Source organism: Streptococcus mitis, from assembly GCF_965111725.1.
Taxonomy (GTDB): domain Bacteria; phylum Bacillota; class Bacilli; order Lactobacillales; family Streptococcaceae; genus Streptococcus; species Streptococcus mitis_DV.
This window is the reverse complement of sequence record NZ_OZ217341.1, coordinates 1,813,561-1,836,104: the sequence shown is the minus strand read 5'-3', so window position 1 is coordinate 1,836,104 and position 22,544 is coordinate 1,813,561. Positions and strand designations below refer to the sequence as shown.

Here is a 22,544-nt window from a genome sequence, read left to right as displayed (position 1 = left end):
ACGCGTTAGGAATAATTAAAAATTAAACTTAAATACTCTTGGGGCTTTGCCCCAAACCCCAGCCTCTCCTGCCCGATGAAACCCCATCGAACCGAGAACGCTTGCCAATTCAGCAAGGGACGGGGTAGTATTTTTCGGCGCTTCACTCCCTGCCGTTGGCATCGTTACGCTTAAAAAATCTCCACCCCTAAATCCCTTGCGAATAGTCATTTTTCTGCTAGCAATGTCGTGCCGACACCTATACCGATGAATCCCCTAGGTAAGGTCAGTGTCGCGCTAAACAAGTGTAGCAGAAAAAACGCTAGCTATACCTTGAAAATAGCTCTTGCATTCGTTGATTTAACCGTTCCTCGTCTCTTACTTGGATAGTACGAAACATCTTTACAGATTCGCCCTCCAGTTGGAAATAGCCATATCCTCTTGGCTTTACTGAAACTTCGGATTTCTCCATGTCTGGAAATAGAAGTTGTCTGTTGTTTGTTGCTAGCAGAAAGCTAGTTGATAAGGATATGACACAATTAAAATTGTAGCGCCCCGGAAGGTCAGACATCAAGAAACGTTGACTAGATAAAACGATTCGCAAACCTAGACTTCTACCCATGCTATTCATCATCAACATTTTTGATAAAACATCTTTATGTTTCTTCTTATCTGTTTGTTCTAAATAAGCAAGGAAAGCCTGCCACTCATCGAAAATTAGGTAAAGATTATGGGAGTTCTCTTCTTGTTTATTAAGTCTATTTTCAAAGCGTTGGCAGACTGTTTCAAATAGTTCTAGACAGTCAAAGCCTCTTGCAACATGATTGCTAGTCATTGGAAACATCTCTTCATCTGCTTTAAAATCGAGAAAGTAAGCTTCGGCATCTGTATCATGAAATGAAATGAGACCTAGAAGTCTTCTTAAAAAAGTAGATTTTCCAGAACCAGATGGGCCTGCGATTATCCAAGCGAAATATCGGTTTATGTCAACGATTGCAGGGGATGGGTGTCTCCTGTTGTTGACTTCAAAAACGTTTTTGAGCATGCTAAAAGTCCTCCTCGTAACGGACTTTCGTTTGTCTTGTCATTCGATTGTATGTAGCCTCTTGAATTGTTTTGACATCGAATTTAGCAACCCAGCCAGAACCTGCGGTCAGTTCAACAGTTAGTACATCTAATGCAAACTTATCAGTGTATATCGAAAGAACCCCTAAAAAGTAGTTTTCTAATGATAATTGTTCATCATCATTTAAGTTGTTTGCTAGATAAACCCAAACCTCTACACCATCAGTGGTGGCAGGGTTTATAGTTTTTAACTGTAAATCTTGGTATAAGTTTTTATTGAAATAATTGACTACATTTAGCAAGGCGGTAGTTTTTTGAACTTGTAATTGCTTATCAATTGTCTTGTTTAGTTGCCAAGAAATTAACTTCTGAATCAAATTTTTTAAAAACTTAACTTGATTTCCCGACAGCAAGAGACATTGCTCCCATAAATTTTCATTTCTCTTAACAACTTCATCTGACAAAATGAGAAACTGTCGTTTTAGAGTAATGTATAGAATATTAAGACCTTGCCATACAAATAATGCGAGAATAAGATAGAAGGATACTTTTATCAACATATATGTTACCTCGTTCTATAGTGAGTAGTTATCATCTGCATAATGCAGATGATAACTCACTATTTTTATCACTTATTTTAATGAAATATCAGCAAGCTCAGCGACAAGAGCTAGTCCGATAGGCTGCTTGAGTTTGTCAAATACAAACGCTACATCATAGTTATTAAGTGTGATGTCAGCGTTAATCAAACCATCCAAGTTTTCGTTTTGATAGTTTTTCAACTTGACTTTGAACGTTGGACAGTAGTCCTCTTGTCCAATACTGGCAAATGTCTCATAGAGTTTCTTATCTACGCAAGTTAGAGATGCCCACGAACGTTGATTTTCTTGACCTTCGTTCATGATTCCATCGTTTTTGTCAACTACTTTAATAGTCGAAGGGACATCAACAGAAGTTGATAAAGCATCCAAAAATGCTCTTGCACTTTCGCGGTTACCGAGTGTTAATTTTTTTCTTTTGACATGTTAATTCCTCCTGTCAAAAAAAGCATGGTCAGCTTATCGCGAATGCTGACGAGTAAAAGAGCTCTTGTGTTAACAAAAACATGATACAACATTTTTGACCCCTTTGCAATGCTTGTTATTGCACTTCTAGGTTCATCGTGATATAATTTTTTGAACCCTAAATAATACAAAGGAGTTAAGGATGCTACCTGAGTTTAAAAACTTGAGTGATGTAAGTAAAAGAGAATTTGTTTTAAAATATTATCCATTAATATTACGTAGTCAACAGAAAAAGGAGCGATTAAGTAAAGAAGATTTCTTGAGGAAATATTTTCAAGTAAAAAGAGGGGAACATGTTGGAAAACAACTAATTTCAAAATCAGCATATAAACGTTATTTGCGACTTATTAAGGATATAGGTATTAGTCGCTATGAATATATAGATGATGTAATAGAAAACGAGGATGGTTCCTATTCAATGCCTTTAGGTGGTTATCCTATGCTTAATGTAGTAGAGCCTCATTTTTCAGAATTAGACATTCCGAATATTCATCAAAAAAAATATGGTATTGATATACCTAAACATATTATTGAAAAATTTGATGATGATGTTTTGGAAGAAATTTGGTCGATTGTGAGTAGTAATACACTTTTAGATAGATTTCTTAAAGGTAGGCAATTATACTTATCTGGAATTGGTCAAGAGATACTTAAATCATTGGACGAATTGAATCTTACAGAATTGCTTTATGCTACATTAAATAATTTACGGATTGATGAGGGAGGAAAAAAGGAATATCATATAGAAAGATACGAATTGGTGAAAAGAATGGTATCAGAGCTAAATAGGTTGGCTAAAGCGGAATATGACAAAGCAATTAAGTTAAAGGAAATAGCAGAAGAACTTTAAAATAAAGAGAGTGGCTAAAAAGTCTTTGAAATCAAAAAACGCATAATATCAGGTGTTGAAAAACTTGATACTATGCGTTTTATTGTGTGAAGATTTACTTTATGTTCTCCTGAAATTGAGTTCCGCCTATCCTCTTTATTTGATATTCTTTACAATTTCATTAAATGAAGATATAATTTTTCCTTGTTTCTCTTTGGGTAATTTTGTTAAGTTTTCGAAAAGTATTTCTGGGGAGTCTTCTCTCTCTGATTCATATGCTTGTAAATTAAAGAATTCTTTTCTTTCTGGATTATATGCTTGTAGGTTAAAGAACTCTTCTACGGTAATGCCTAATGCTTTGATTACTGATTCAAGAGTTTTTATCTTAAAATCATATTTCATATTTTCCATGTTTTGAATGGCTTTGATACCCAAGCCTGCTAATTCTGATAATTTCTCTTGACTTAATTTCTGTTCTTTTCGACATTCACGGATTCTAAATGCTATATGTTTTTGTAATCTATCGTATTTCATATTATGTACCATTTTACTATCTATTTTCTTCAAAAATAAGTATATTAGACTATACAAAAGTTATAAAAGTATGGTATAATAGTACAAAAGGTAAAAAATACACTGAAAACTATACAATAGGAGTTTAGTTATGTCGGATTCTAAGTTAAAAGGTCATGGGAAGATTAAGAAACTACGTACGGGTGCAGTTGTATCTGCATTGGCAGTTTCTATCGCATCCCTAGCCCACACAGTAGGAGCAGAAGAAGTCGCTCCAAAACCAGTGAATGTGGAAGCGCCAAAGGCGGAGGTTGTGGAAACAACTACTCCTGCGGTAGCGACAAAAGAAGAAGTTGCTACAAAAGAAGCAGAAGCTAAGAAAGCGGATCAAGAAGTAGCGGAAGCAAAACAGGCGGTAAAAGATGCCAAGCGTGCTACAAATGAAGCGGATTCTCTTGTCAATGAGAAAACAGAAGCTGTAAAAAAAGCAGAGGATTTTGCGAAAAAGGCAAGTCCAGCAGTTATTACAGAAGCTGAGAAAGCAGTAGTTAAAGCTGAGTCTGCTGTTCCTGCAAAAGCAGAAGCTCTTAAAAATGCAGAAGCAAAAGCTACAGAAACAAGCCAAGCGGTATCTGCACAAGAAGCAGTTGTAGCAGAAAAAGAAGCTACACAAGCTACAAAAGAAAAAGCACTTACAAGTACCACAGAAGCGGTTCAAATCGCCACAGACGCTGTTAATGGCAAAGGCTTGGAAAATGCCAAGGAAGCACAAAAAGAAGCCGTAGAAGCCGAAAAAACAAGCAAACAAGCACAAACAGATGCAGAAACTGCCTTAAAAAATGCAGAAGAAGTAAATCAAGCTACAAAAGCGCAAATTGAAGAAACAAAGGCGGATATTGCTACAAAAACCCAAGCGGTATCGGATGCCAAAGCACATCAAGCACAAGCAGAACAAGCTCTTAAAGCGGTCACTGCTGAAGTTGACGCTCTTACCGAGTCATCAAAACCACTTGCAAAAGGGTCTATTCAGTTCAAAGAAGCCTTTGTTTCAAAAATCAAAGAAAAAATCCAATTGAATAAGGACTACTGGGCAATTCCAGATAATAAACTTACTCAAGCGGATATTGATAAATTTGAAGCTCGTAATAAAGAGTTGAAAAAAGAGATCACTGACATGGTTGGGGATAGTATCCAATCTAAAAACCTTGTCTTGAGCGAAGCGGATAAGGCTGATAAGACACAGTATGATGTTAATAATCTTCCAAAAGAAGTCCGTGATGACTTGACAATGTTCGCTGCCGACTTGATTTCAAACTTGCGTGAGCAGTTGGGTCTTTCAGACGTTGTTGTAACAAAAGACTCCTTTGAGTTCGCAGAAAAAGTCGCTAAAGAGTACATCAAGCGCGGATGGTCTCGCCAAATTCACGAACAATACCGTTCTAACGGTGGTCACGGACACTATGCTCAGGGTATCCATAAGGTTGCTGATGAATATGGTTTGAGTGGCATTCATCCAACAGAAGCTCAAATGAATAAAGGTCGTCAAGGTTATGAAAATCTAGTAGCTCATACTATCTCAGGTCCCGTTAAATTGACTAAATCTGAAATGCGTCAAGAATTGTTTGATTCTTTGTCAATGTTAGTTAATATTGAACAAGATTACGGTCACTTAGTGGGTATGCTCAACTTTGACACTCCGAACGAGAAAAACTACTTCGGAGGTTTTGCACAAAGTGTTACTAATGATCTTTATAATAATCATTTTATCACAGGTATTACAGGAAGCCGAGCAAAAGGTTCTAAGTTCAACACAACAGAAATCACAAATCCTTACACAGTAGCTCGCAAAGGTGATTCAACAAATACTAAGCTAGAAGCTAAAAAAGCAGAAAAAGCTCAAGCAGAACAAACTCTTAAAACTGCTAACCAAGCTGTAGCTGAAGCAGAAACTGCATTGCAAACTGCAAACTCAAACTTGAAAGCACAAGAAGCTCAACTTAAAGATACAGTTGCCTTGAAACAAAATCTTCAATCTGCTACAACAAGTCATAATCAAGCGGTTGTCGCTCTTTCAAATGCCAATGCCTTGGTTGCTACCTTGTCTGCTACAAAGGCAGATAAAGAAGAGAAGTTGGCAGAGTTGAAAGCAACTGCAAAACAAGCAGAGAAAGAATTTAACCAAGCCAAAGCAGAAACAAAAGCAGAGAAAGCAACTCTTTCTTCTCTTCAAGAAAAAGCAGAGGAAGCTACCCAAGCGGTATCAGTTGCCAAAGAAGCACTTAATCAAGCAAAAGCACAAGTTGTTTCTTCAAAAGAGTTGGTTCGAGATTTGAAAGTTGCTGCCAAAGAGCTTGAAACTCGCAAGGCAGAGTTGAAAGATGCAGAAGAAGCGCTCAAAGAAGCAAAAGCAAACCAAACAACTGCGCAAGAAGCACTTGAAGCAAAAGAAAAAGTAGCCAAAGAAGCAAGTAAGGCTTATGCAGTAGCAAAAGCAAGTTATGAAGCAGAGCAAGCTCGTCTTCAAGCAGAAGAATTGAAGAAACATCCTGTAACAGATAAAGGTATCCCTGAAGTTCAACCAGCTCTTCCAGAGTACGTACTTCCAACAACTCCGTCTGTTCCAAGCGCTCCTAGCGCACCTGTTGCTCCTGTAGCTCCAACAACTCCAAGTGTTGAAGTTCCTGTTGTGAATAACAATGGGGGGGTGTCTGGCCAAGATAAAACCAAAGTAGATGTAGTTGCCAAACAAAAAACGGAAACTAAGACTACAAAAGATTCTCAAGCTGGTAACTGGATTGAGTCAGCTGGTCGCTGGTGGTATCAGCACGAAGATGGTTCATACACTACTAATGGTTGGGAACTAATCAAGGGTACATGGTATTACTTTGACAATACAGGCTGGATGCAAACTGGCTGGGTCAAAATTGGTGGCTCATGGTATTACTTGAATGAAACAGGTTCACTGGCTACAGGCTGGGTCAAAGACAATGGCACATGGTACTATCTTAAAGATAGCGGTAAAATGGCTATTGGTTGGGTAAAAGATAATGATACATGGTATTATCTTGATAGCGCTGGAGCTATGAAAACAGGCTGGTTTACAGTTTCTGGTAAATGGTACTATGCCTATAGCTCAGGAGCTTTAGCAGTGACTACTACTACACCAGATGGCTATATGGTTAATGCCAACGGTGAGTGGGTATAAAAGATTAAGTTGTAATGATAAAAAAGGAGAGCGATTTGCTCTCTTTTCTATGTTATTGTTCGAATATATATAAATTTTATATAAGGTAAACTTTTGATATTCTGGTTCGATTTTAGCTTATTTTTAATGAAAATTTACCTTATTTTAATGAAATTGATTGAAATTAGTTGAAATTTTATTTTTTGAAATCCCATGAAAACGTTGATTTTAAAGCACTTTGAAACTAGATGAAATAAGTGGTGCCCCAACCAGGTCTTAAGAAAGCTCGTAAAGCTAGCCAGTTCTCTAAACGTTAAGAACCAGCTACAATACAGCATTTACAACACTTCATGGTTCACACCATGGGGTGTTTTTTTGATGATTTTTAGCAAAATTCACACCATTTTTCACACCATTACTTTTTAAGATTACGATAGGCAATCTCTCCAACAGCCATTGGAATGACATTTGAAGTGTTGACATAAGTCTTAGTTGAAATCGTGTCACTATGGGTTAGAGCTTCAGAAATAGCTTCAATAGACGTTCCAGCCTGTTTTGCTAATGTTGCTCCTGTATGTCGTAATTTATGAGGTGTAGTATGCTTAAGTTCAGGATGACGACGTTTGACAGATTTCATTTTATTATTAAGATAGTCAGAGTGTAGAGGGCTATTAACGTTACCCTTCATATCGATATAAGTAAAGACATATTGTTCATCGGATTGGATAATTCCAAACTTTGATAGTTCAGCCTTTTGATGTTTTTCCTAAGAGGTAAGAAGCTGAAGTAAGTCATTAGAAATAGAGAAAATAGGCTAGCAAAAACCTATTTCAGGAGAAAATGAAGGAAATATTTCCATAATAAAACGCATCCTATCAAGTTTTCAATACCTGATAGTATGCGTTTTTAGGATTTTAAAGCCTGATTGCTTGGTCTCTTTTTCATTATAGTTCCGTTTGATTTATAGTTTCATTAATTCTATGGAGATTCATCATTTTGAGTAATAATAGTACTTCCAGAAGTTAAAGATTCCATTTTATCTTTCAAGTGTCTGTATTAGATAATGTGTTCTAAATTTACTATATATTATTAGGGTTTGGGTAGAATCATTGATAACAGACTGTTGCAAATTTAGTTAGCTACATGATTTATATTTATCTACTTTTCTAGTAACCAATCTATAATGTTTTTCTTCTCAATACCATTGTAATTTGCTGTTGGCTGAATCGTATCCATTGTTAATAGATATTTTGGGAATTGATCTTTAATGGCTTCTAGTGGTCTAAGTTCTCTTTCTAGTGTTTCTGGAGCAAGTGTTGTTTCACTGACCTGATAATAAGCGTAGTGACCAAGATCAGTTACAACAACAAAATCAACCTCATATTTATCTAAATTACCAACATATACTTGTGAATATCTACGTCTCAATTCCAAATACACAATATTTTCCAAGATATGTCCAATGTCTTCTTTGTGGTCTGGTAATAAGAGATGTCGTAAACCTAAATCAACGGGATAGTATTTTTCTAAGCGTTGTAATAATGCTCTGCCTTTTACATCAAAACGTGGAACGGAATAAAAAAGTAAACTGTCTGTCAAAGTCGTCAAATAATTTTCCAAAGTATTATGGGATATTGAAACATTTTGGCTGACCAGGGTATTGCGAATCTTATTTGTTGATATTAAGCTACCTGTACTACTGAGAAGAGTTCGAACAATGCGCTCAATAATAGTAGGATTTGGATTTCCCAATCTAGTGACAATATCATTTAACAGTATGGAGTTATATATTCCTCTGAGATAGTCAATTTTTTCAGCGTAAGATGATGTTTGCAATAAATAAGGGAAAGCACTAAAGAGATAATTGTTAAAAATTTCTGTTGTATTCAGATTCTCTGAGAGAGATTGACCTGATAGGTATTCTTCAAATGATAAAGGAAGAACCTCTATCTCAACATACCGACCAGTTAAGTTTGTTGCTAATTGGCTGCTCATAAAGTAGGCGTTTGATCCAGTCAAATAGAGGTCAACATTTGGTAGGATGAATAGGCTATCTGCAACTAGTTCAAATTTTTCAACATGTTGAATTTCATCTAAAAAGATATAGTATGTTTTCTCCCCAACTAACTGCTCTTTTATATAAGCGAATAATGTTTGAAAATGTCGCAGGTCATAGTAACTCAAATCTTCGAAATTGATGGATATAATCTGATCCTCGTCTACCCCAGTTGCTAGTAACTCTTCTTTATAGAGTTGAAAGAGAACAGATTTACCAGCTCGTCTAACTCCACTCACAACCTTAATGATTTGACGGTCACGATGTCTTCTTAAAAAATCTAAATAATGTGGTCTTTTAATATAGTTCATAAATAGATACCTCAAAGATAGTATAATACAAATAGACATTATTTTCAAATATTTAGAAATAATACGCTATTTGTTTTGTTATTTTTAAATATCTAGAAATAATATCTTCAGAATAGAAAATGACGATAATAAAATCATTTGAACTGACATGAAGTAGCTGTGCGTTTGTTGTTAAACTATTACATCAACTTTGTGATACAGTAGTTCGTATTTTTCGCCTACTTTTTATGATTATGATAAGTGAACCACCAACAGCCATTGGATATAAATTAGAAATGATTATGTTCTCATTTCGGGGAAATGCCCCTGGAGGTTAGTTCTATCAGCTAAATCAAGATTATAATTATCCTTAATAAAACTCTAAGGCTTTTATTCCATCCTTTGGCAATTTGGGCTTCTAGCCTCGGTGCAAACCACCCGTTAGATGGGTGTTATGATTTAAAAATGTCCTAAATTTTTTTGATTGACTAAAATTATTTTATAAAATAGTTTGTTAGACAGTTTTATCTTGAATACTAATAATCAAATGAAAGAAAAAGATAACAGATACATAAATTCCTTATGTCGGGAAACTTCTCACTAATTTGCTACTTATCCCAACTTTTCAATACATCTCCCGAAATGCTTATAACATCTTGTGTTAAGCGTTTTCGTGTTTTATAATTCTATCATAACTTAAAAAAAGGAGAAGCTATATGTCAGTAGTATTAGCGAGAATTGATCAACGCATGATTCATGGTATTGTGGTAACACAATGGGCGGGGGCTACAAAGGCCAAAAGGTTGATGGTAGTAGATAATGAAGTAAGTAAGGACGAAGTCCAAAAGGCTGCTATGAGGATGAGTAAACCTGCAGGAACTGGAATGTCAATTATTGATACAGATACTGCGATTACAAATTTTGCAGATGGCAAGTATGATAATCATAATGTTTTACTAATTGTTCGAGAACCTGAAACATTGGTGGCATTAGTTGAAGGTGGAGTAAAGATACCAAAGGTCAACGTTGGAATAATGTTTGATGGTGAAGGAAAAAAAACAGTTAAGAAGATGGTCTCTGTCAATGAAAAAGAAATTGCTGATTTGAAAAGATTAAAAACACTTGGTGTTGATGTAACATTCCATTTTGTTCCTTCTGATCCAGAGGAAAATTTAGAAAAGTATATTAAATAGGAGATGATACTATGGAAGTGATTCAAGGTTTACTTATTATTTTATTGTCGTTTTGGGTAGTACTAGATCAACAAGGATTGGTACTAAGTACTTGGTTTCCTATAATGGTTTCGTTATTTGTTGGAATTATTATGGGAGATATGAAAACAGCAATGATTATTGGTGGAACATTCCAATTAATGGCGTTAGGTGTTGCAAATATTGGTGGTTCATCCGTACCAAACTGGGGTCTTGCAGCATTAGTAGGTGGTTTTATTGCGATTAAAACAACAAGTAATGTAGAGTCTGCAAAAGCTGTAGCTTTAGCAGTGGGAGTTCCTGTTGGAATGCTTGGTATTCAGTTGGATGTTTTAGCAAAAATACTTAATACATATGTAACTCACGCAGCTCAGAAGGCAGCTAATGAGAAAAAGTTTGCTAAGATGAATCGAATTTTTTGGATTGGACCGGTTATTTTTGGTTTATCAACCGCAATTCCGACAGCTCTTTGTGTCATTTTTGGAGATAAAATTGTAAATGTAATTTTGAATAGTGTACCAGAATGGTTCACTAATGGTTTATCTATTGCAGGTAGTATCCTACCTGTTGTCGGAATCGCGATTCTATTACAAGTTATGCCTACTAAAAAATATTTAAGCATGCTTATTGTTGGCTTTATCTTTGCAGCATATTTGAATTTACCAATTTTAGGAATTTCTCTTGCTGGTTTTGCCATTGCATATTACTATTTTACTATGAATAAAAATGTATCAACTGTTGTCTCTTCAACAGTTGCCGGAGCTGAAGAATTTGGAGATGACTTTGATGAATGATGTACAACAAAAAATAACAAAAAAAGATATTCGTAATGCCGCGTTCAGATATATGTTTATGGCATGTAACACTTTTAATTATGAGAATCAACAGGGACCAGCAGTTGTTTATGGATTAAATAAAGTTTTAAGAAAAATCTATCCAAATGATGATGAATATGTTGCATCATTGAATAATCATTTTAAGTATTTTAATACTACTACTTGGATGGCTAATATCTTATTAGGTGCAAGTATAGCAATGGAAGAAAAAGATGGTGTTGAATCTTTAGATACGGTACAAAATTTTAAAACTGGTATGATGGGACCACTTGCTGGTGTAGGTGATACCTTAATTTGGGTATTATATCCAACAATCATGGGCTCAATTGCAGCATATATGGGATTAGAAGGGAATCCAATTGGTGCAATAATTTGGTTAGTTTTGAATGTTTTCTTCCTATTTTTCCGATTTAAATTATTTGATATCGGATATGATTCTGGTTTGAAGTTGATAACCGGATTAGGTGAAAAATTAAATATTTTTACTGAATCTGCTTCAATCATGGGTTTAACGGTTGTTGGAGCTTTAATCCCATCTGTAGTTAAAATGAAGATTTCGACAGTATTTACTACAGGAGATGTTAAACTAGTAATTCAAGACGATATTCTTGATAAAATCATGCCAGCGCTATTACCTGCAGTGATGACTTATTTAGTTTACAAATTGTTAGCGAATAAGAAGTTATCCGTAATTCAAATTATTTTTGGAATTATTATTCTATCTTTAATTCTGTCTTACTTTGGCATTTTATCAGTTAATTAAAAGGAGAAAATATGACAAAAGTTATTATTGCAAGTCATCATCATCTTGCAACTGGGATGAAGGATACTATAGAGTACTTAATCCCATCTATTGGAAAAATTGATGTAATTGCAGCCTATATTAATAATGAGCCAATTGAAGACGAAATTTCAAAACTTTTAGAAAGTTATCCCGTTGACGAAAAAGTTCTGATTTTTACAGATTTGCTTGGTGGATCGGTGAACCAAACTTTTATTAGGTATATGAGCAAAAGAAATTTGTTTCTTGTAACAGGGATGAATTTACCAATTATTATGACGCTTTTGTTATCTATTGAAAGCGAAGATTTATCTGAAGATTTAATTAGAAAGTCTATTGATGAAGCAAAGAATCAATTACTTTTTGTGAATGATATATATAATCAAGTGACTGATGAGGATGATGAGTGATGGCAGATGCTTGGTGGAAAAATAGTGTTGTTTATCAAATTTATCCTCAAAGTTTTAAGGATTCAAATGGAGATGGTGTAGGAGACTTGAATGGAATAAAAGAAAAATTACCGTATCTCCATAAGTTAGGAATTGATGTTATTTGGCTTAATCCTATCTATGAATCACCATTGGTGGATAATGGATACGATATCAGTGATTATGAAAGAATCCTATCAATTTATGGGACAATGGAAGATTTTCAAGAATTATTAGCAGAAGCTCATAAATTAGAAATAAAGATTATTCTTGACTTGGTTGTGAATCATACCAGTGATAAGCATTCATGGTTTATTGAATCTAGAAAAAATAAAAATAATCCATATTCTGATTACTATATTTGGAAAGCTCCTAAGCCAGATGGTAGCGAACCTAATAATTGGGGTTCCACTTTTGGTGGATCTGCATGGGAGTATGTTCCAGAACGAAATCAATATTATTTACATTGTTTTGCCAAGGAACAACCAGATTTAAATTGGGAAAATCCAACGGTACGTCAAGAAATTCAAAAAATGATGACCAAATGGTTTGATTTAGGAATTGATGGTTTCAGGATGGATGTCATTACATTGATAAGTAAAAGGCAGGACTATCCTGACGCACCGGATGGAGTTCCATACACTAAATCTTATTATGTAGGAGCTTCAAATGGCCCACGAGTTCATGAGTTTTTACATGAACTAAATCAGGAAGTTCTAAGCCGATATAATGTAATGACAGTTGGTGAAGCTCCAAATACAAACAGTGATCAAGCTTTGCAGTATACTCTGCCCGAAAATGAAGAATTGAATATGGTGTTTCATTTTGATCACATGCACTTGGATTATGGTAGATATGGTAAGTTCTCAGATATACGCTTTAAAGTAAGTGATTTAAAATCAGTTTTAACAGAGTGGCAATTGAAGTTAGAAAAAGGGTGGAATTCACTATACTGGAGTAATCACGATCAACCAAGAGCTGTCACTCGATTTGGTGATGATGGTGAATTTAGGGTACAGTCAGCAAAGATGTTAGCTACCTTATTGCATATGATGAAGGGAACTCCGTATGTTTTTCAAGGTGAAGAGTTGGGGATGAAGAATGTTCATTTTGATTCTGTAGAGAATTACAAAGATATCGAGACTAAATATTTTTATGAACTTATGAAGGAAAATGGTGAATCTTCATCTTATATAAATAATTCAATTTATTTAAAATCTAGAGATAATGCGAGAACACCGTTCCCATGGAATGGAAATAAAGAAGAAGGATATGGTTTTTCAAGTGGAAACCCTTGGATACAGTATTCTCCAGACAATTCTTCTATAAATGCAGAAGCCTGTCTTGAAGATTCAAACTCAATTTTTTATTATTATCAAAAATTAATCAGCTTGAGGCGTGATTACCCAATTATAATTCATGGGAAGTATGAATTGATAAACGAAGAAGATAGTGATGTCTTTAGTTATGTACGGGAATATAATAAACAAATTTTATTAATTGTGTGTTCATTCTCTAAACAACCTACTACCTCGCAAGTGCCATCGAAACTGATTGGTCGTCAAGTAAAACATTTAATTGGAAATTATGAATCAGAACTTAAACAGCTTCCAAAATTTTTTGAATTGAAACCTTTTGAGGCTCAAGTTTTCTTAATAGAACAATAAAGATTTTTGCAAAACTTTGAATAGAACCTATTTGTCGAGTATAGTGAGAGCTAATACTATTAAGTTTAAATACTAGAGCAAAATTCAATTGAAATAGGGAATTTATAAAATCTATTCATGAGGAAACGTATGATATCAAATTTTTCTAAACTTGATATTGTGCGTTTTTTGATTTTGTTTCTTCTACTAACTTATTTATTGAAGCCTAATTCAATCAAATATGAGTTCGGATGTATATAATCTATGAAGAAGATGTTTTATCTTTAATTCTATGTTTGTTTATGATAGAATTAAATTGTTTTATAGGATTTTCAAATGGATATGCACTTTTAATAACAACACCGATTTTGAAAATAATGATGTAAATAAAAAGGATGAAAAAATGAATTTTGAACAGCATGTTGAAGTTAACTATGATAGTTTAACAATGAGTGAAAAAGAGATGTTGCAGTTCATTGTTCAACATAAAGAATTAATTGTATCAAAAACGATAGTAGAAGTAGGAGAACTTTTATTAACTTCAAAAAGCACTGTTTTGAGATTAGCGAAGAAGATTGGTTTTAGAGGTTTTACAGATATGAGATATTCGATTCAAGATTCAATCTCTAAAACAAAATCAGTGGATAAAATAGACTTGTTATCTCAATTACAAATGGATATACAGAAAACATTTCGATTTGCTACAGAATTAGATTTTTTGCCCATTTTAAAAAAAATTTATGAAGCTTCCCAAGTAATATTGTATGCCACTGGTTTCACTCAAAACAATTTTACGAAAGAGTTGTCAAATGAATTATTCTTAAGTCATCGTCCAAATTATCTTGTTTCAGGGGAAACGAATTTTTCCATGCTAGCTGATAATTTGAATAAAGATGATTTAGTGATAATTACATCATTGAGTGGAAATACTAAAGGGATACAAACAACTATAAATAAATTAAATGCAAAGGGAGTTACTATTATTGGTGTAACGGAGTTTAGCGATAATTTTCTAAAGAATAATTCAACGTATCAATTGTTTTATGAAATTAGTAGAATAGACGAAAATCCAGACCTTGATAGTCGCTCTATGTCTTGCTTATATATAGTATTAATGATTCTGGCAAGAAAGTATAGAGAATTTGTAAATAAGTTAGGTGATTAAAGCTGATCATTCCTGATGTTTTTTATAGCTTAAAATAAAATTATGATTAACCTAAAAAATTTTAAAACGTTTTTAAAATGACTAAAATGATTACAGTACATTAGTTAAAAATGAAAAAGAAATTACATAGAAACATGGTATAATGTAACTAAAGGAGGTAGTATATGTCCTTAGATATAGATAAAGAAAAGATGACAATCATGGGAGTAGCTTTTGAAAACCGCTCCGTTTTTAAGAGTGTTTGGTATGCTTTAAGTACAAATATGATTGAAGGATGGCGACCTACGGTTAGTGATGTTGAAAAATTACGAGATGAAGCTCTTGCTTTGGGGATGGCTTAATGAAGCGTAAATGTTATGATTCTTATGACTATATTGATCCGAATAATTTATATACCTATCCAGATTCTTCAGTTCTAAGAAATAAGCAGGAAGAACGAGATGAGCAAAAAGCACGCGATCTTGAATATCGTATGGTTGCTAGTAAGAGTTTGAAATTATTTATCAATCCTATCCCAGTTTATAGTGTAGAAGATATATTGAAAATTCATCAATTTTTGTTTGAAGATATGTATCATTGGGCAGGTGAATTTAGAAAAGTCAATATTTCAAAAAGTGGTAATGCTTTTATGCCGATTCAGTCTTTCGATACAGCACTCACTTACCTTAATAATTTGATAGATAGATTTCATGACAATGCTAATAGTAGAAAAGAAGTCATTCAGTTATTGGTCGAAATTTTAGATAATCTCAATTATTTTCATCCATTCCGTGAGGGAAACGGTAGAACGCAGAGGGAGGTTATTCGCTCTTTAGCTTTAATGAAAGGTTATGAATGTGAAATATCAATCGGTGATGATGATGAGATTTATCATTTATATATGGATGGTACAGTTTATGGAGACAAAACTAAATTAACGAAGTTATTTGAAAAAATTCTTTTCAAGTTATGAGTTGCTACTGATAGATAGTTAATAGTTTAAAAGTAGTTTGTTTCACAACTACATAAGCTTAGAAAGGTTGAAAAGGGATAACTCTTTAATAACATCTTGGTTTGTTAAAAGATATTTTGTCCACTACATTTTTTCAATTGACTATTATTTGTCATAGATATAATAGATAGAACATTGCATTCAGAATAACGAAAAACGCATCAAAAATGGTGCGTTCTGTTTTTATGCTACCATAAAAGGAGGAAAACAAATTGAAAATTTTTAAGGGAGAGTTTTATCGAATCTCTGTATTAACAGACAAGTTAGTAAGGTTAGAGTACTCTCAAACTGGAAGTTTTGAGGATAGAACTACACAACTTATCTATAATAGAGATTTTGGCCAAGTTTCGTTAGATTATATCGAGACATCAAACGTACTAGATATTATGACGGACTATTTTCATCTGCACTTTAATAAAGGAGAATTTAACGCCGAAAATTTATTTATAGAATTAAAAGGAAATTTTGCCGTATATGGTAGTCGCTGGTATTTTGGTGAATCTATTGAAACGTTAAAAGGAACAGCTCGGACTCTGGATAAGGCAGATGGAGCAATCTCGTTAGAAGATGGAATTATTAGCCGAAATGGTATAGCCTTATTGGATGATTCTCAAGGATTTATTTGGGATGAACAGTCTGGTTATATTGAGAGAGAAAATCAAATTGATCTCTATTTCTTTGCCTATGGGCATGATTATAGAGGAGCAATCAGAGACTTTTACCATTTGACTGGTTCAACACCCTTGTTACCAAGATATGCTTTAGGGAATTGGTGGAGTAGATATTGGCCTTATACGTCGGATGAATACTTGGATTTAATAGACAGATTTGAAACAGAGAAAATTCCATTATCTATCGGTGTGTTAGATATGGATTGGCATATAACTGACATTCCAGCTCGTTTTGGAAGTGGCTGGACAGGATATAGTTGGAATAAAAACTTAATACCTAATCCAGAACAGTTATTGCAACAACTTCATGATAGAAAGTTAAAACTCTCTTTAAATGTCCATCCTGCTGATGGTATACGGGCTTATGAAGAAGTTTATCCTCGGGTCGCCAAACGATTGGGGTTAAATGTAGAACTTGAAGAACCTGCTATTTTTGATTTTTTTAATCCCTCTTTTAGAGAATCCTACTTTAAAGATGTTCATTATGAGCTAGAAAAGCAGGGAGTAGATTTTTGGTGGATTGACTGGCAACAAGGGACTCAAGGCATGTTGGATCCACTGTGGCTTTTAAACCATTATCATTATCAGGATAGTTGTAAACATTCAGAAGGTGGTTTGATTTTATCAAGATATGCAGGTCCTGGTAGTCACCGCTACCCTGTTGGTTTTTCAGGGGATACTATTATTAGTTGGAATTCCTTAAGATTTCAACCTTATTTTACAGCAACAGCATCAAATATCGGTTATAGTTGGTGGAGTCATGATATCGGTGGACACATGCTGGGAGATTATGACGAAGAGCTACAAACTAGATGGCTACAGTTTGGCGTTTTTAGTCCGATAACTCGATTACATAGTTCTAGAAGTCCTTTTAATAGTAAAGAACCTTGGTTTTTTTCAGAAACAACATCTAAGATTATGAAGAAATACCTTCGTTTGAGACATCAGATGATTCCATATCTATATACCATGAATGTACAGATACATGAGGAAGGTGCCCCATTAATCAGCCCAATGTATTATTTCTACCCAGAGAATGATGAGAGTTATAATGTTCCAAATCAATACTTTTTTGGAACAGAACTGATGGTGGCTCCCATTGTAGAAAAGATGGATTTGGCATTCCAATCTGCAAAAGTGGATGTATGGTTCCCTGAAGGTGAATGGTATGACTTCTTTTCAGAGAAAAAATATACAGGTGGTGTGAAGTTAAGTGTTTATAGAGACATTTCGACTATGCCTGTGTTTGCAAAAAGTGGTGCAATCATTCCCTTGGTTGGTTCTGAGATAGATATGGGTGTTGATTTACCTGAAGTTGTAGATTGGTATGTATTCCCAGGCAAGCAACATTCTTTTGAAATGATTGAAGATCAAAATGGTCAAAGATATAAAACAAGATTATCAATCGATTGGGAAATGGGAATGGTAGAGTTAGCATTACAAGGAGATTCTAGTATCGTTCCAAGCAATAGAAAACATAGAATTCATTTTAAAGGAACGAATGTGTCTATAATTGAATTGCCAAATAAGAATGATACAGCTAGATTTGAATGGAAAGATAATAAAAGGACATTCCTAAATGATGAAGTTTTTAGACTACTAAAGACGGCTTCTCTTCCATATGAATTAAAAGATAGATTGTTAAATCAATTCATCAATGCCAAAAATTCTCATGAGTTAATGAATATCTTGCATCATCAGGATAAGGAATTGAGAGGGCGTTTGTTGGAAATGATATTTACTAGCCAAAACTAATTGAGACAATTAGAAAGTCATTTGTTTAGTGTATATGAAGCTTCGGTATGGTATTTGTTATCATTGGTCACATTGAAAATCTGAAATAAGCACCTACAACATAGACTTTACAACACTTCATGTTTCATATCATGGGGTGTTTTTCTATTTAAGTCAAAGCCCATCAAAAAATCCCACTATTCATTAGGCTAAAAGAAACCTAATCATAGTGAGATTGTGAAATTATAGTAGAGTTTGTATGGCCTCTTCAATTTGTTTTGGGTTTGTTTTTGAAGAGAAGCGTTCAAAGACCTGCCCATCACGACCGATGAGAAATTTAGCGAAATTCCATTCGATTCGTTTTCCCAGTGGGCCAGGATTTTTGTTCTTTCAACCAAACATAGAGAGGATCTGTTTCCTTACCGTTGACCTTAATCTTGGCAAAACGTGGGAAGGTGGTTTGATAATGTAGGCTACAGAAGCTGTTGATTTCCTCTGCGCTGCCTGGTGCTTGTCCCATAAACTGATTGCAAGGGAAGTCTAAAATTTCAAATCCCTGATCTTGATAGCGGTCATAGAGTTCTTGGAGTCCTTGGTACTGGGGCGTTAAACCACATCCGGTAGCAGTATTGACAACCAAGAGAACCTTGCCACGATAAGCATCTAGGGGAGTTTCTTGATTGTCTTGGTTCAAGACTGAAAAATCGTATAGTGAAGTCATTGATTGCTTTTCTCTTTCTGTTTGGTATTTTTAGGAGTTTTCTCCTCCTGTAGTGATAGAAATCCGTAGGTCAGGGTTCCAAAAATGCTGCCGATAATCAGGCCATACATTAGGAAAGGACCACTTTTATCAAATTGCATGAGCAACTTCCCAAAATCTGAAAGGGACATCTGCTGAACGAAGACCTTATGAAAGATGAGTAAGGTAAAGAAACCAATCTGAAGACCGATAAACACAATCCAGCTTCGGAATTTGATTTGGGCTTTGCTGTAGGTTTTGAGGATGATTTCTGACTTGTCATCTTTTTCCAAGTGGAGTTCTTTGACGGCTCTTTGAGTTTTTAAGGTAATGAAAAAAATGAGTCCAGAGTAAACGTAGGGCATGGCATAGCGAACGACCTCTATGAAGCGTCCAAATAATAGATAAAACAAGAAGAGAAAGAAGGAAGAATAAACGATTTGGACCATAGAACGGGCACAAGCCTTATAGATAATTTCTTGCCGGCATTCATCAAAAGGACCTTGGATATGAAAGAGATTTAGAAGCAGGCGAGTGGTTAAGTCTTCTTTTTTCATGCTGATAACCTCCTAAATGAGCGGTTTTTGATTGACTTCTTTAACGAGTTGATAGAGATAATAAAGATAAGTGATAGAAGAAAGGCTAGCGATAGTCAACAGTAAATAATAGTTCCAATTGCCTGAGACGAGCATCAGTTGTGGAAAAGATAGAATTATAAAGTATAGTGCTAAGTTGAGTATGCGTGTTTTTGGGGAGTTAATCTTTAGATAAGTTAGTCCTTTATTAAGTCCTGGAAAAAAGACTAGCACGAGGAATATCTCTCTGATTGGTAAGTCCCCTGAAATGATGATGAAGATGAGCAGAGAACTGAACAAAAGATGATAGGTAAGTAAAGTTACTAGTGATTTCATAAGGCACCTCCTAATCCTGGTCTTTTTTAGCTCTTGCAATACGAAGTGAGTCGACAATATGTATCATCACTCCGAAAAAGAAAGCTCCCAGTATAGTTTTAAAAATATGTTTTGTATTTAGAAGAGAACTGATAAAATTTGGATTTTCACTTGTTAGTGGAATTATAAAAAATATCACTGTTCCATAAATCGAACCTGCTTTCAGACCAGGATAACGTGATTGTTTCTTTTCTTTTTTCATAGGGCACCTCCTAATCCTCATCTTGATTTTTCTTAGTTTTTGCAATGCGACGGGAGATGAGGAACTGTATGCTCGCTCCGAAGAAAATAGAACCGAGAATGCTTGATACACCATTTCTTATAGTGAGAAGAGAATGAAAATAGTCCTGACCTTCACCTATGAGTATATCGAGAAGAGGAGTTATAAAAAACATCCATAGACCAAAGAACAAACCTGCTTTCAGACCAGGGTAATGTAGTTGCTTGCTTTCTTTCTCACTCAGCATATCTGGATCAATAGCTGTAATCCCTGTTTTTTTGGTTTGGGAGAGCACATAGAAAGCAGAAATCATCGAAATGCCGAATACCACAATAGGATAGCCGATAGCGACAATTTGCGGGTATTTATAAGCGAGGACAAAGGGGATGAGATTTCCAAACGTCATCAGATAAAAGAGGATGATAAAAACTTGATTGCCGATACGATCAGCCTCGCGTCGTTTGTGTTCATCAAGGGGACCAGAAATACCGTATGTGCGTTTGATGAGTTTTTCAGTGAAGGCTTCTTTTTTCATATGTTTGCTCCTTTTTTAAAAATTATCCTCCCAAAAGAGACTGTTGAGGTCAGTTTGGAGGCTGCGGGCGAGATTGAGACAGAGTTCCAGGGTTGGATTGTACTTGTCGTTTTCAATCATATTGATGGTTTGCCTCGAGACACCGATATCCTTGGCGAGTTCGAGCTGGGAAATGCCCAGTTCCTTGCGAAATTCTTTCACACGATTCATCTCTTCTCCTTTCTGATTTGTGTCGTATATATTTGACTATATTATATTCTTCTATAGAGCGAATGTCAAGCATATTTGACATATTTCTTAAAGAAATCTTACTTGTTTTTGGCCTATTTGTCTGACTAGTGCAAGCTAGTCAGATTTGTGGTAAAATAGATAAGATATGACAAAAGAATTTCATCATGTAACGGTCTTACTCCACGAAACGATTGATATGCTCGACGTAAAGCCTGACGGTATCTACGTTGATGCGACTTTGGGTGGAGCGGGCCATAGCGAATATTTATTAAGTAAATTAAGTGAAAAGGGCCATCTCTATGCCTTTGACCAGGACCAGAATGCCATTGACAATGCGCAGGAACGTTTGGCACCCTATATCGAAAAAGGGATGGTAACCTTTATCAAGGATAATTTTCGTCATTTACAGGCACGTTTGCGCGAAGCTGGTGTTCAGGAAATTGATGGAATTTGTTATGACTTGGGAGTGTCTAGTCCTCAATTGGATCAGCGTGAGCGTGGTTTTTCTTATAAAAAGGATGCGCCACTGGACATGCGGATGAATCAGGATGCTAGTCTGACAGCCTATGAAGTGGTGAACCACTATGACTATCATGACTTGGTTCGTATTTTCTTTAAGTATGGCGAGGACAAATTCTCTAAACAGATTGCGCGTAAGATTGAACAGGCACGTGAAGTCAAGCCAATCGAGACAACGACTGAATTGGCAGAGATTATCAAGTCGGCCAAACCTGCCAAGGAACTCAAGAAGAAGGGGCATCCTGCTAAGCAGATTTTCCAGGCTATTCGAATTGAAGTCAATGATGAGCTGGGAGCGGCGGATGAATCTATCCAGCAGGCTATGGATATGTTGGCTCTGGATGGTAGAATTTCAGTGATTACCTTTCATTCCTTGGAAGACCGCTTGACCAAGCAATTGTTCAAGGAAGCTTCAACGGTTGAAGTTCCCAAAGGTTTGCCCTTCATCCCAGATGATCTCAAGCCTAAGATGGAATTGGTGTCCCGTAAGCCAATCTTGCCAAGTGCAGAAGAATTAGAAGCCAATAACCGCTCGCACTCAGCCAAGTTGCGCGTGGCCAGAAAAATTCACAAGTAAGAGGAAAAAAGATGGCAGAAAGAATGGAAAAAACAGGTCAAATACTACAGATGCAACTTAAACGGTTTTCGCGTGTGGAAAAAGCTTTTTACTTTTCCATTGCTGTAACCACTCTTATTGTAGCCATTAGTATTATTTTTATGCAGACCAAGCTCTTGCAAGTGCAGAATGATTTGACAAAAATCAATGCGCAGATAGAGGAAAAGAAGACCGAATTGGACGATGCCAAGCAAGAGGTCAATGAACTATTACGTGCAGAACGTTTGAAAGAAATCGCAAATTCTAAGGACTTAAAATTGAATAATGAGAATATTCGATCAGCGGAGTAAG

At 35.2% G+C, this 22,544-nt stretch carries 23 protein-coding genes and 2 pseudogenes; 13 read left to right on the top strand and 12 right to left on the bottom strand.

Going from position 1 to position 22,544, the window contains the following annotated elements; genetic code table 11:
• Window positions 1–301: 301 nt before the first annotated feature.
• The 3 genes from ACLV7Q_RS08870 to ACLV7Q_RS08860 form a co-directional block, all read right to left on the bottom strand.
• Window positions 302–1,024, bottom strand: a complete 723-nt coding sequence (locus ACLV7Q_RS08870) for an ATP-binding protein (protein WP_218757843.1) — start codon at window positions 1,022–1,024, stop codon at window positions 302–304.
• 1 nt (window position 1,025) lies between these two features.
• Complete coding sequence (locus ACLV7Q_RS08865; protein WP_218757844.1) at window positions 1,026–1,508, bottom strand: hypothetical protein; 483 nt, start codon at window positions 1,506–1,508, stop codon at window positions 1,026–1,028.
• 168 nt (window positions 1,509–1,676) lie between these two features.
• On the bottom strand, window positions 1,677–2,015 hold the full coding sequence (locus tag ACLV7Q_RS08860) for a hypothetical protein (protein ID WP_218757845.1): 339 nt from the start codon (window positions 2,013–2,015) through the stop codon (window positions 1,677–1,679).
• Between the two features lie 235 nt (window positions 2,016–2,250).
• On the opposite strand from ACLV7Q_RS08860, the gene ACLV7Q_RS08855 reads away from it, so the two are divergent.
• Window positions 2,251–2,958: a hypothetical protein gene (locus tag ACLV7Q_RS08855; RefSeq protein WP_218757846.1), complete on the top strand. Its 708-nt coding sequence runs from the start codon at window positions 2,251–2,253 to the stop codon at window positions 2,956–2,958.
• A 135-nt stretch (window positions 2,959–3,093) separates the two neighbouring features.
• Here ACLV7Q_RS08855 and ACLV7Q_RS08850 read toward each other — a convergent pair whose 3' ends face one another.
• Complete coding sequence (locus ACLV7Q_RS08850) at window positions 3,094–3,471, bottom strand: helix-turn-helix domain-containing protein (RefSeq protein ID WP_218757847.1); 378 nt, start codon at window positions 3,469–3,471, stop codon at window positions 3,094–3,096.
• A gap of 130 nt (window positions 3,472–3,601) precedes the next feature.
• On the opposite strand from ACLV7Q_RS08850, the gene ACLV7Q_RS08845 reads away from it, so the two are divergent.
• Window positions 3,602–6,655 (top strand): SEC10/PgrA surface exclusion domain-containing protein, encoded by a 3,054-nt coding sequence (locus ACLV7Q_RS08845; RefSeq protein WP_411866008.1) that lies wholly within the window; start codon window positions 3,602–3,604, stop codon window positions 6,653–6,655.
• 394 nt (window positions 6,656–7,049) lie between these two features.
• On the opposite strand, the pseudogene ACLV7Q_RS08840 reads toward ACLV7Q_RS08845, so the two are convergent.
• Window positions 7,050–7,442, bottom strand: a pseudogene (locus ACLV7Q_RS08840) (tyrosine-type recombinase/integrase); the annotation flags it as partial.
• 350 nt (window positions 7,443–7,792) lie between these two features.
• Window positions 7,793–9,001 (bottom strand): ATP-binding protein, encoded by a 1,209-nt coding sequence (locus ACLV7Q_RS08835; RefSeq protein WP_218757848.1) that lies wholly within the window; start codon window positions 8,999–9,001, stop codon window positions 7,793–7,795.
• Between the two features lie 695 nt (window positions 9,002–9,696).
• Here ACLV7Q_RS08835 and ACLV7Q_RS08830 point away from each other — a divergent pair.
• The 9 genes from ACLV7Q_RS08830 (at window position 9,697) to ACLV7Q_RS08790 (ending at window position 18,464) form a co-directional block, all read left to right on the top strand.
• Window positions 9,697–10,173: a PTS system mannose/fructose/N-acetylgalactosamine-transporter subunit IIB gene (locus ACLV7Q_RS08830; RefSeq protein ID WP_218757849.1), complete on the top strand. Its 477-nt coding sequence runs from the start codon at window positions 9,697–9,699 to the stop codon at window positions 10,171–10,173.
• 11 nt (window positions 10,174–10,184) lie between these two features.
• Entirely contained in the window at window positions 10,185–10,985 is an 801-nt protein-coding gene (locus ACLV7Q_RS08825) for a PTS mannose/fructose/sorbose/N-acetylgalactosamine transporter subunit IIC (protein ID WP_000452055.1), read from the top strand.
• A complete protein-coding gene (locus tag ACLV7Q_RS08820) occupies window positions 10,978–11,790 on the top strand; it encodes a PTS system mannose/fructose/sorbose family transporter subunit IID (protein ID WP_001000716.1) in 813 nt (270 codons plus the stop codon). Before ACLV7Q_RS08825 ends, ACLV7Q_RS08820 begins: the two co-directional genes overlap by 8 nt.
• A gap of 11 nt (window positions 11,791–11,801) precedes the next feature.
• Window positions 11,802–12,218 carry a PTS sugar transporter subunit IIA gene (locus ACLV7Q_RS08815; RefSeq protein ID WP_050242554.1) on the top strand — a complete coding sequence of 139 codons (417 nt, stop codon included), beginning with the start codon at window positions 11,802–11,804 and terminating at the stop codon, window positions 12,216–12,218.
• Window positions 12,218–13,903, top strand: a complete 1,686-nt coding sequence (locus ACLV7Q_RS08810; protein WP_218757850.1) for a glycoside hydrolase family 13 protein — start codon at window positions 12,218–12,220, stop codon at window positions 13,901–13,903. Before ACLV7Q_RS08815 ends, ACLV7Q_RS08810 begins: the two co-directional genes overlap by 1 nt.
• 382 nt (window positions 13,904–14,285) lie before the next feature.
• A complete protein-coding gene (locus ACLV7Q_RS08805) occupies window positions 14,286–15,047 on the top strand; it encodes a MurR/RpiR family transcriptional regulator (protein WP_172931949.1) in 762 nt (253 codons plus the stop codon).
• 164 nt (window positions 15,048–15,211) lie between these two features.
• Window positions 15,212–15,388 (top strand): hypothetical protein, encoded by a 177-nt coding sequence (locus tag ACLV7Q_RS08800; protein WP_000050754.1) that lies wholly within the window; start codon window positions 15,212–15,214, stop codon window positions 15,386–15,388.
• Window positions 15,388–15,999 (top strand): Fic/DOC family protein, encoded by a 612-nt coding sequence (locus tag ACLV7Q_RS08795; RefSeq protein ID WP_218757851.1) that lies wholly within the window; start codon window positions 15,388–15,390, stop codon window positions 15,997–15,999. Before ACLV7Q_RS08800 ends, ACLV7Q_RS08795 begins: the two co-directional genes overlap by 1 nt.
• 251 nt (window positions 16,000–16,250) lie before the next feature.
• Complete coding sequence (locus ACLV7Q_RS08790; protein ID WP_218757852.1) at window positions 16,251–18,464, top strand: glycoside hydrolase family 31 protein; 2,214 nt, start codon at window positions 16,251–16,253, stop codon at window positions 18,462–18,464.
• A 222-nt stretch (window positions 18,465–18,686) separates the two neighbouring features.
• Here the strand turns inward: ACLV7Q_RS08790 and ACLV7Q_RS08785 are convergent.
• From ACLV7Q_RS08785 to ACLV7Q_RS08760, 6 genes and pseudogenes are all read right to left on the bottom strand, one after another.
• Window positions 18,687–19,164, bottom strand: a pseudogene (locus tag ACLV7Q_RS08785) (glutathione peroxidase).
• On the bottom strand, window positions 19,161–19,739 hold the full coding sequence (locus tag ACLV7Q_RS08780; protein ID WP_218757853.1) for a DUF3278 domain-containing protein: 579 nt from the start codon (window positions 19,737–19,739) through the stop codon (window positions 19,161–19,163). Before ACLV7Q_RS08780 ends, ACLV7Q_RS08785 begins: the two are co-directional and overlap by 4 nt.
• 12 nt (window positions 19,740–19,751) lie before the next feature.
• Window positions 19,752–20,093 (bottom strand): hypothetical protein, encoded by a 342-nt coding sequence (locus ACLV7Q_RS08775; RefSeq protein ID WP_225904743.1) that lies wholly within the window; start codon window positions 20,091–20,093, stop codon window positions 19,752–19,754.
• 10 nt (window positions 20,094–20,103) lie between these two features.
• The gene (locus ACLV7Q_RS08770; protein ID WP_050216135.1) at window positions 20,104–20,334 is read right to left on the bottom strand and encodes a hypothetical protein; all 231 of its coding nucleotides are present in this window, start codon (window positions 20,332–20,334) and stop codon (window positions 20,104–20,106) included.
• 10 nt (window positions 20,335–20,344) lie between these two features.
• Window positions 20,345–20,887: a DUF3278 domain-containing protein gene (locus ACLV7Q_RS08765; RefSeq protein ID WP_218757854.1), complete on the bottom strand. Its 543-nt coding sequence runs from the start codon at window positions 20,885–20,887 to the stop codon at window positions 20,345–20,347.
• Window positions 20,888–20,902: 15 nt separating this feature from the next.
• Entirely contained in the window at window positions 20,903–21,097 is a 195-nt protein-coding gene (locus tag ACLV7Q_RS08760) for a helix-turn-helix transcriptional regulator (RefSeq protein ID WP_001082471.1), read from the bottom strand.
• A gap of 166 nt (window positions 21,098–21,263) precedes the next feature.
• Here ACLV7Q_RS08760 and rsmH point away from each other — a divergent pair, with 166 nt between their 5' ends.
• Both rsmH and ftsL read left to right on the top strand, forming a co-directional pair.
• Window positions 21,264–22,214 (top strand): 16S rRNA (cytosine(1402)-N(4))-methyltransferase RsmH, encoded by a 951-nt coding sequence (rsmH, locus tag ACLV7Q_RS08755; RefSeq protein WP_068844027.1) that lies wholly within the window; start codon window positions 21,264–21,266, stop codon window positions 22,212–22,214.
• An 11-nt stretch (window positions 22,215–22,225) separates the two neighbouring features.
• Window positions 22,226–22,543 carry a cell division protein FtsL gene (gene ftsL / locus ACLV7Q_RS08750; RefSeq protein ID WP_137995949.1) on the top strand — a complete coding sequence of 106 codons (318 nt, stop codon included), beginning with the start codon at window positions 22,226–22,228 and terminating at the stop codon, window positions 22,541–22,543.
• The last annotated feature ends 1 nt before the right edge of the window (window position 22,544 follow it).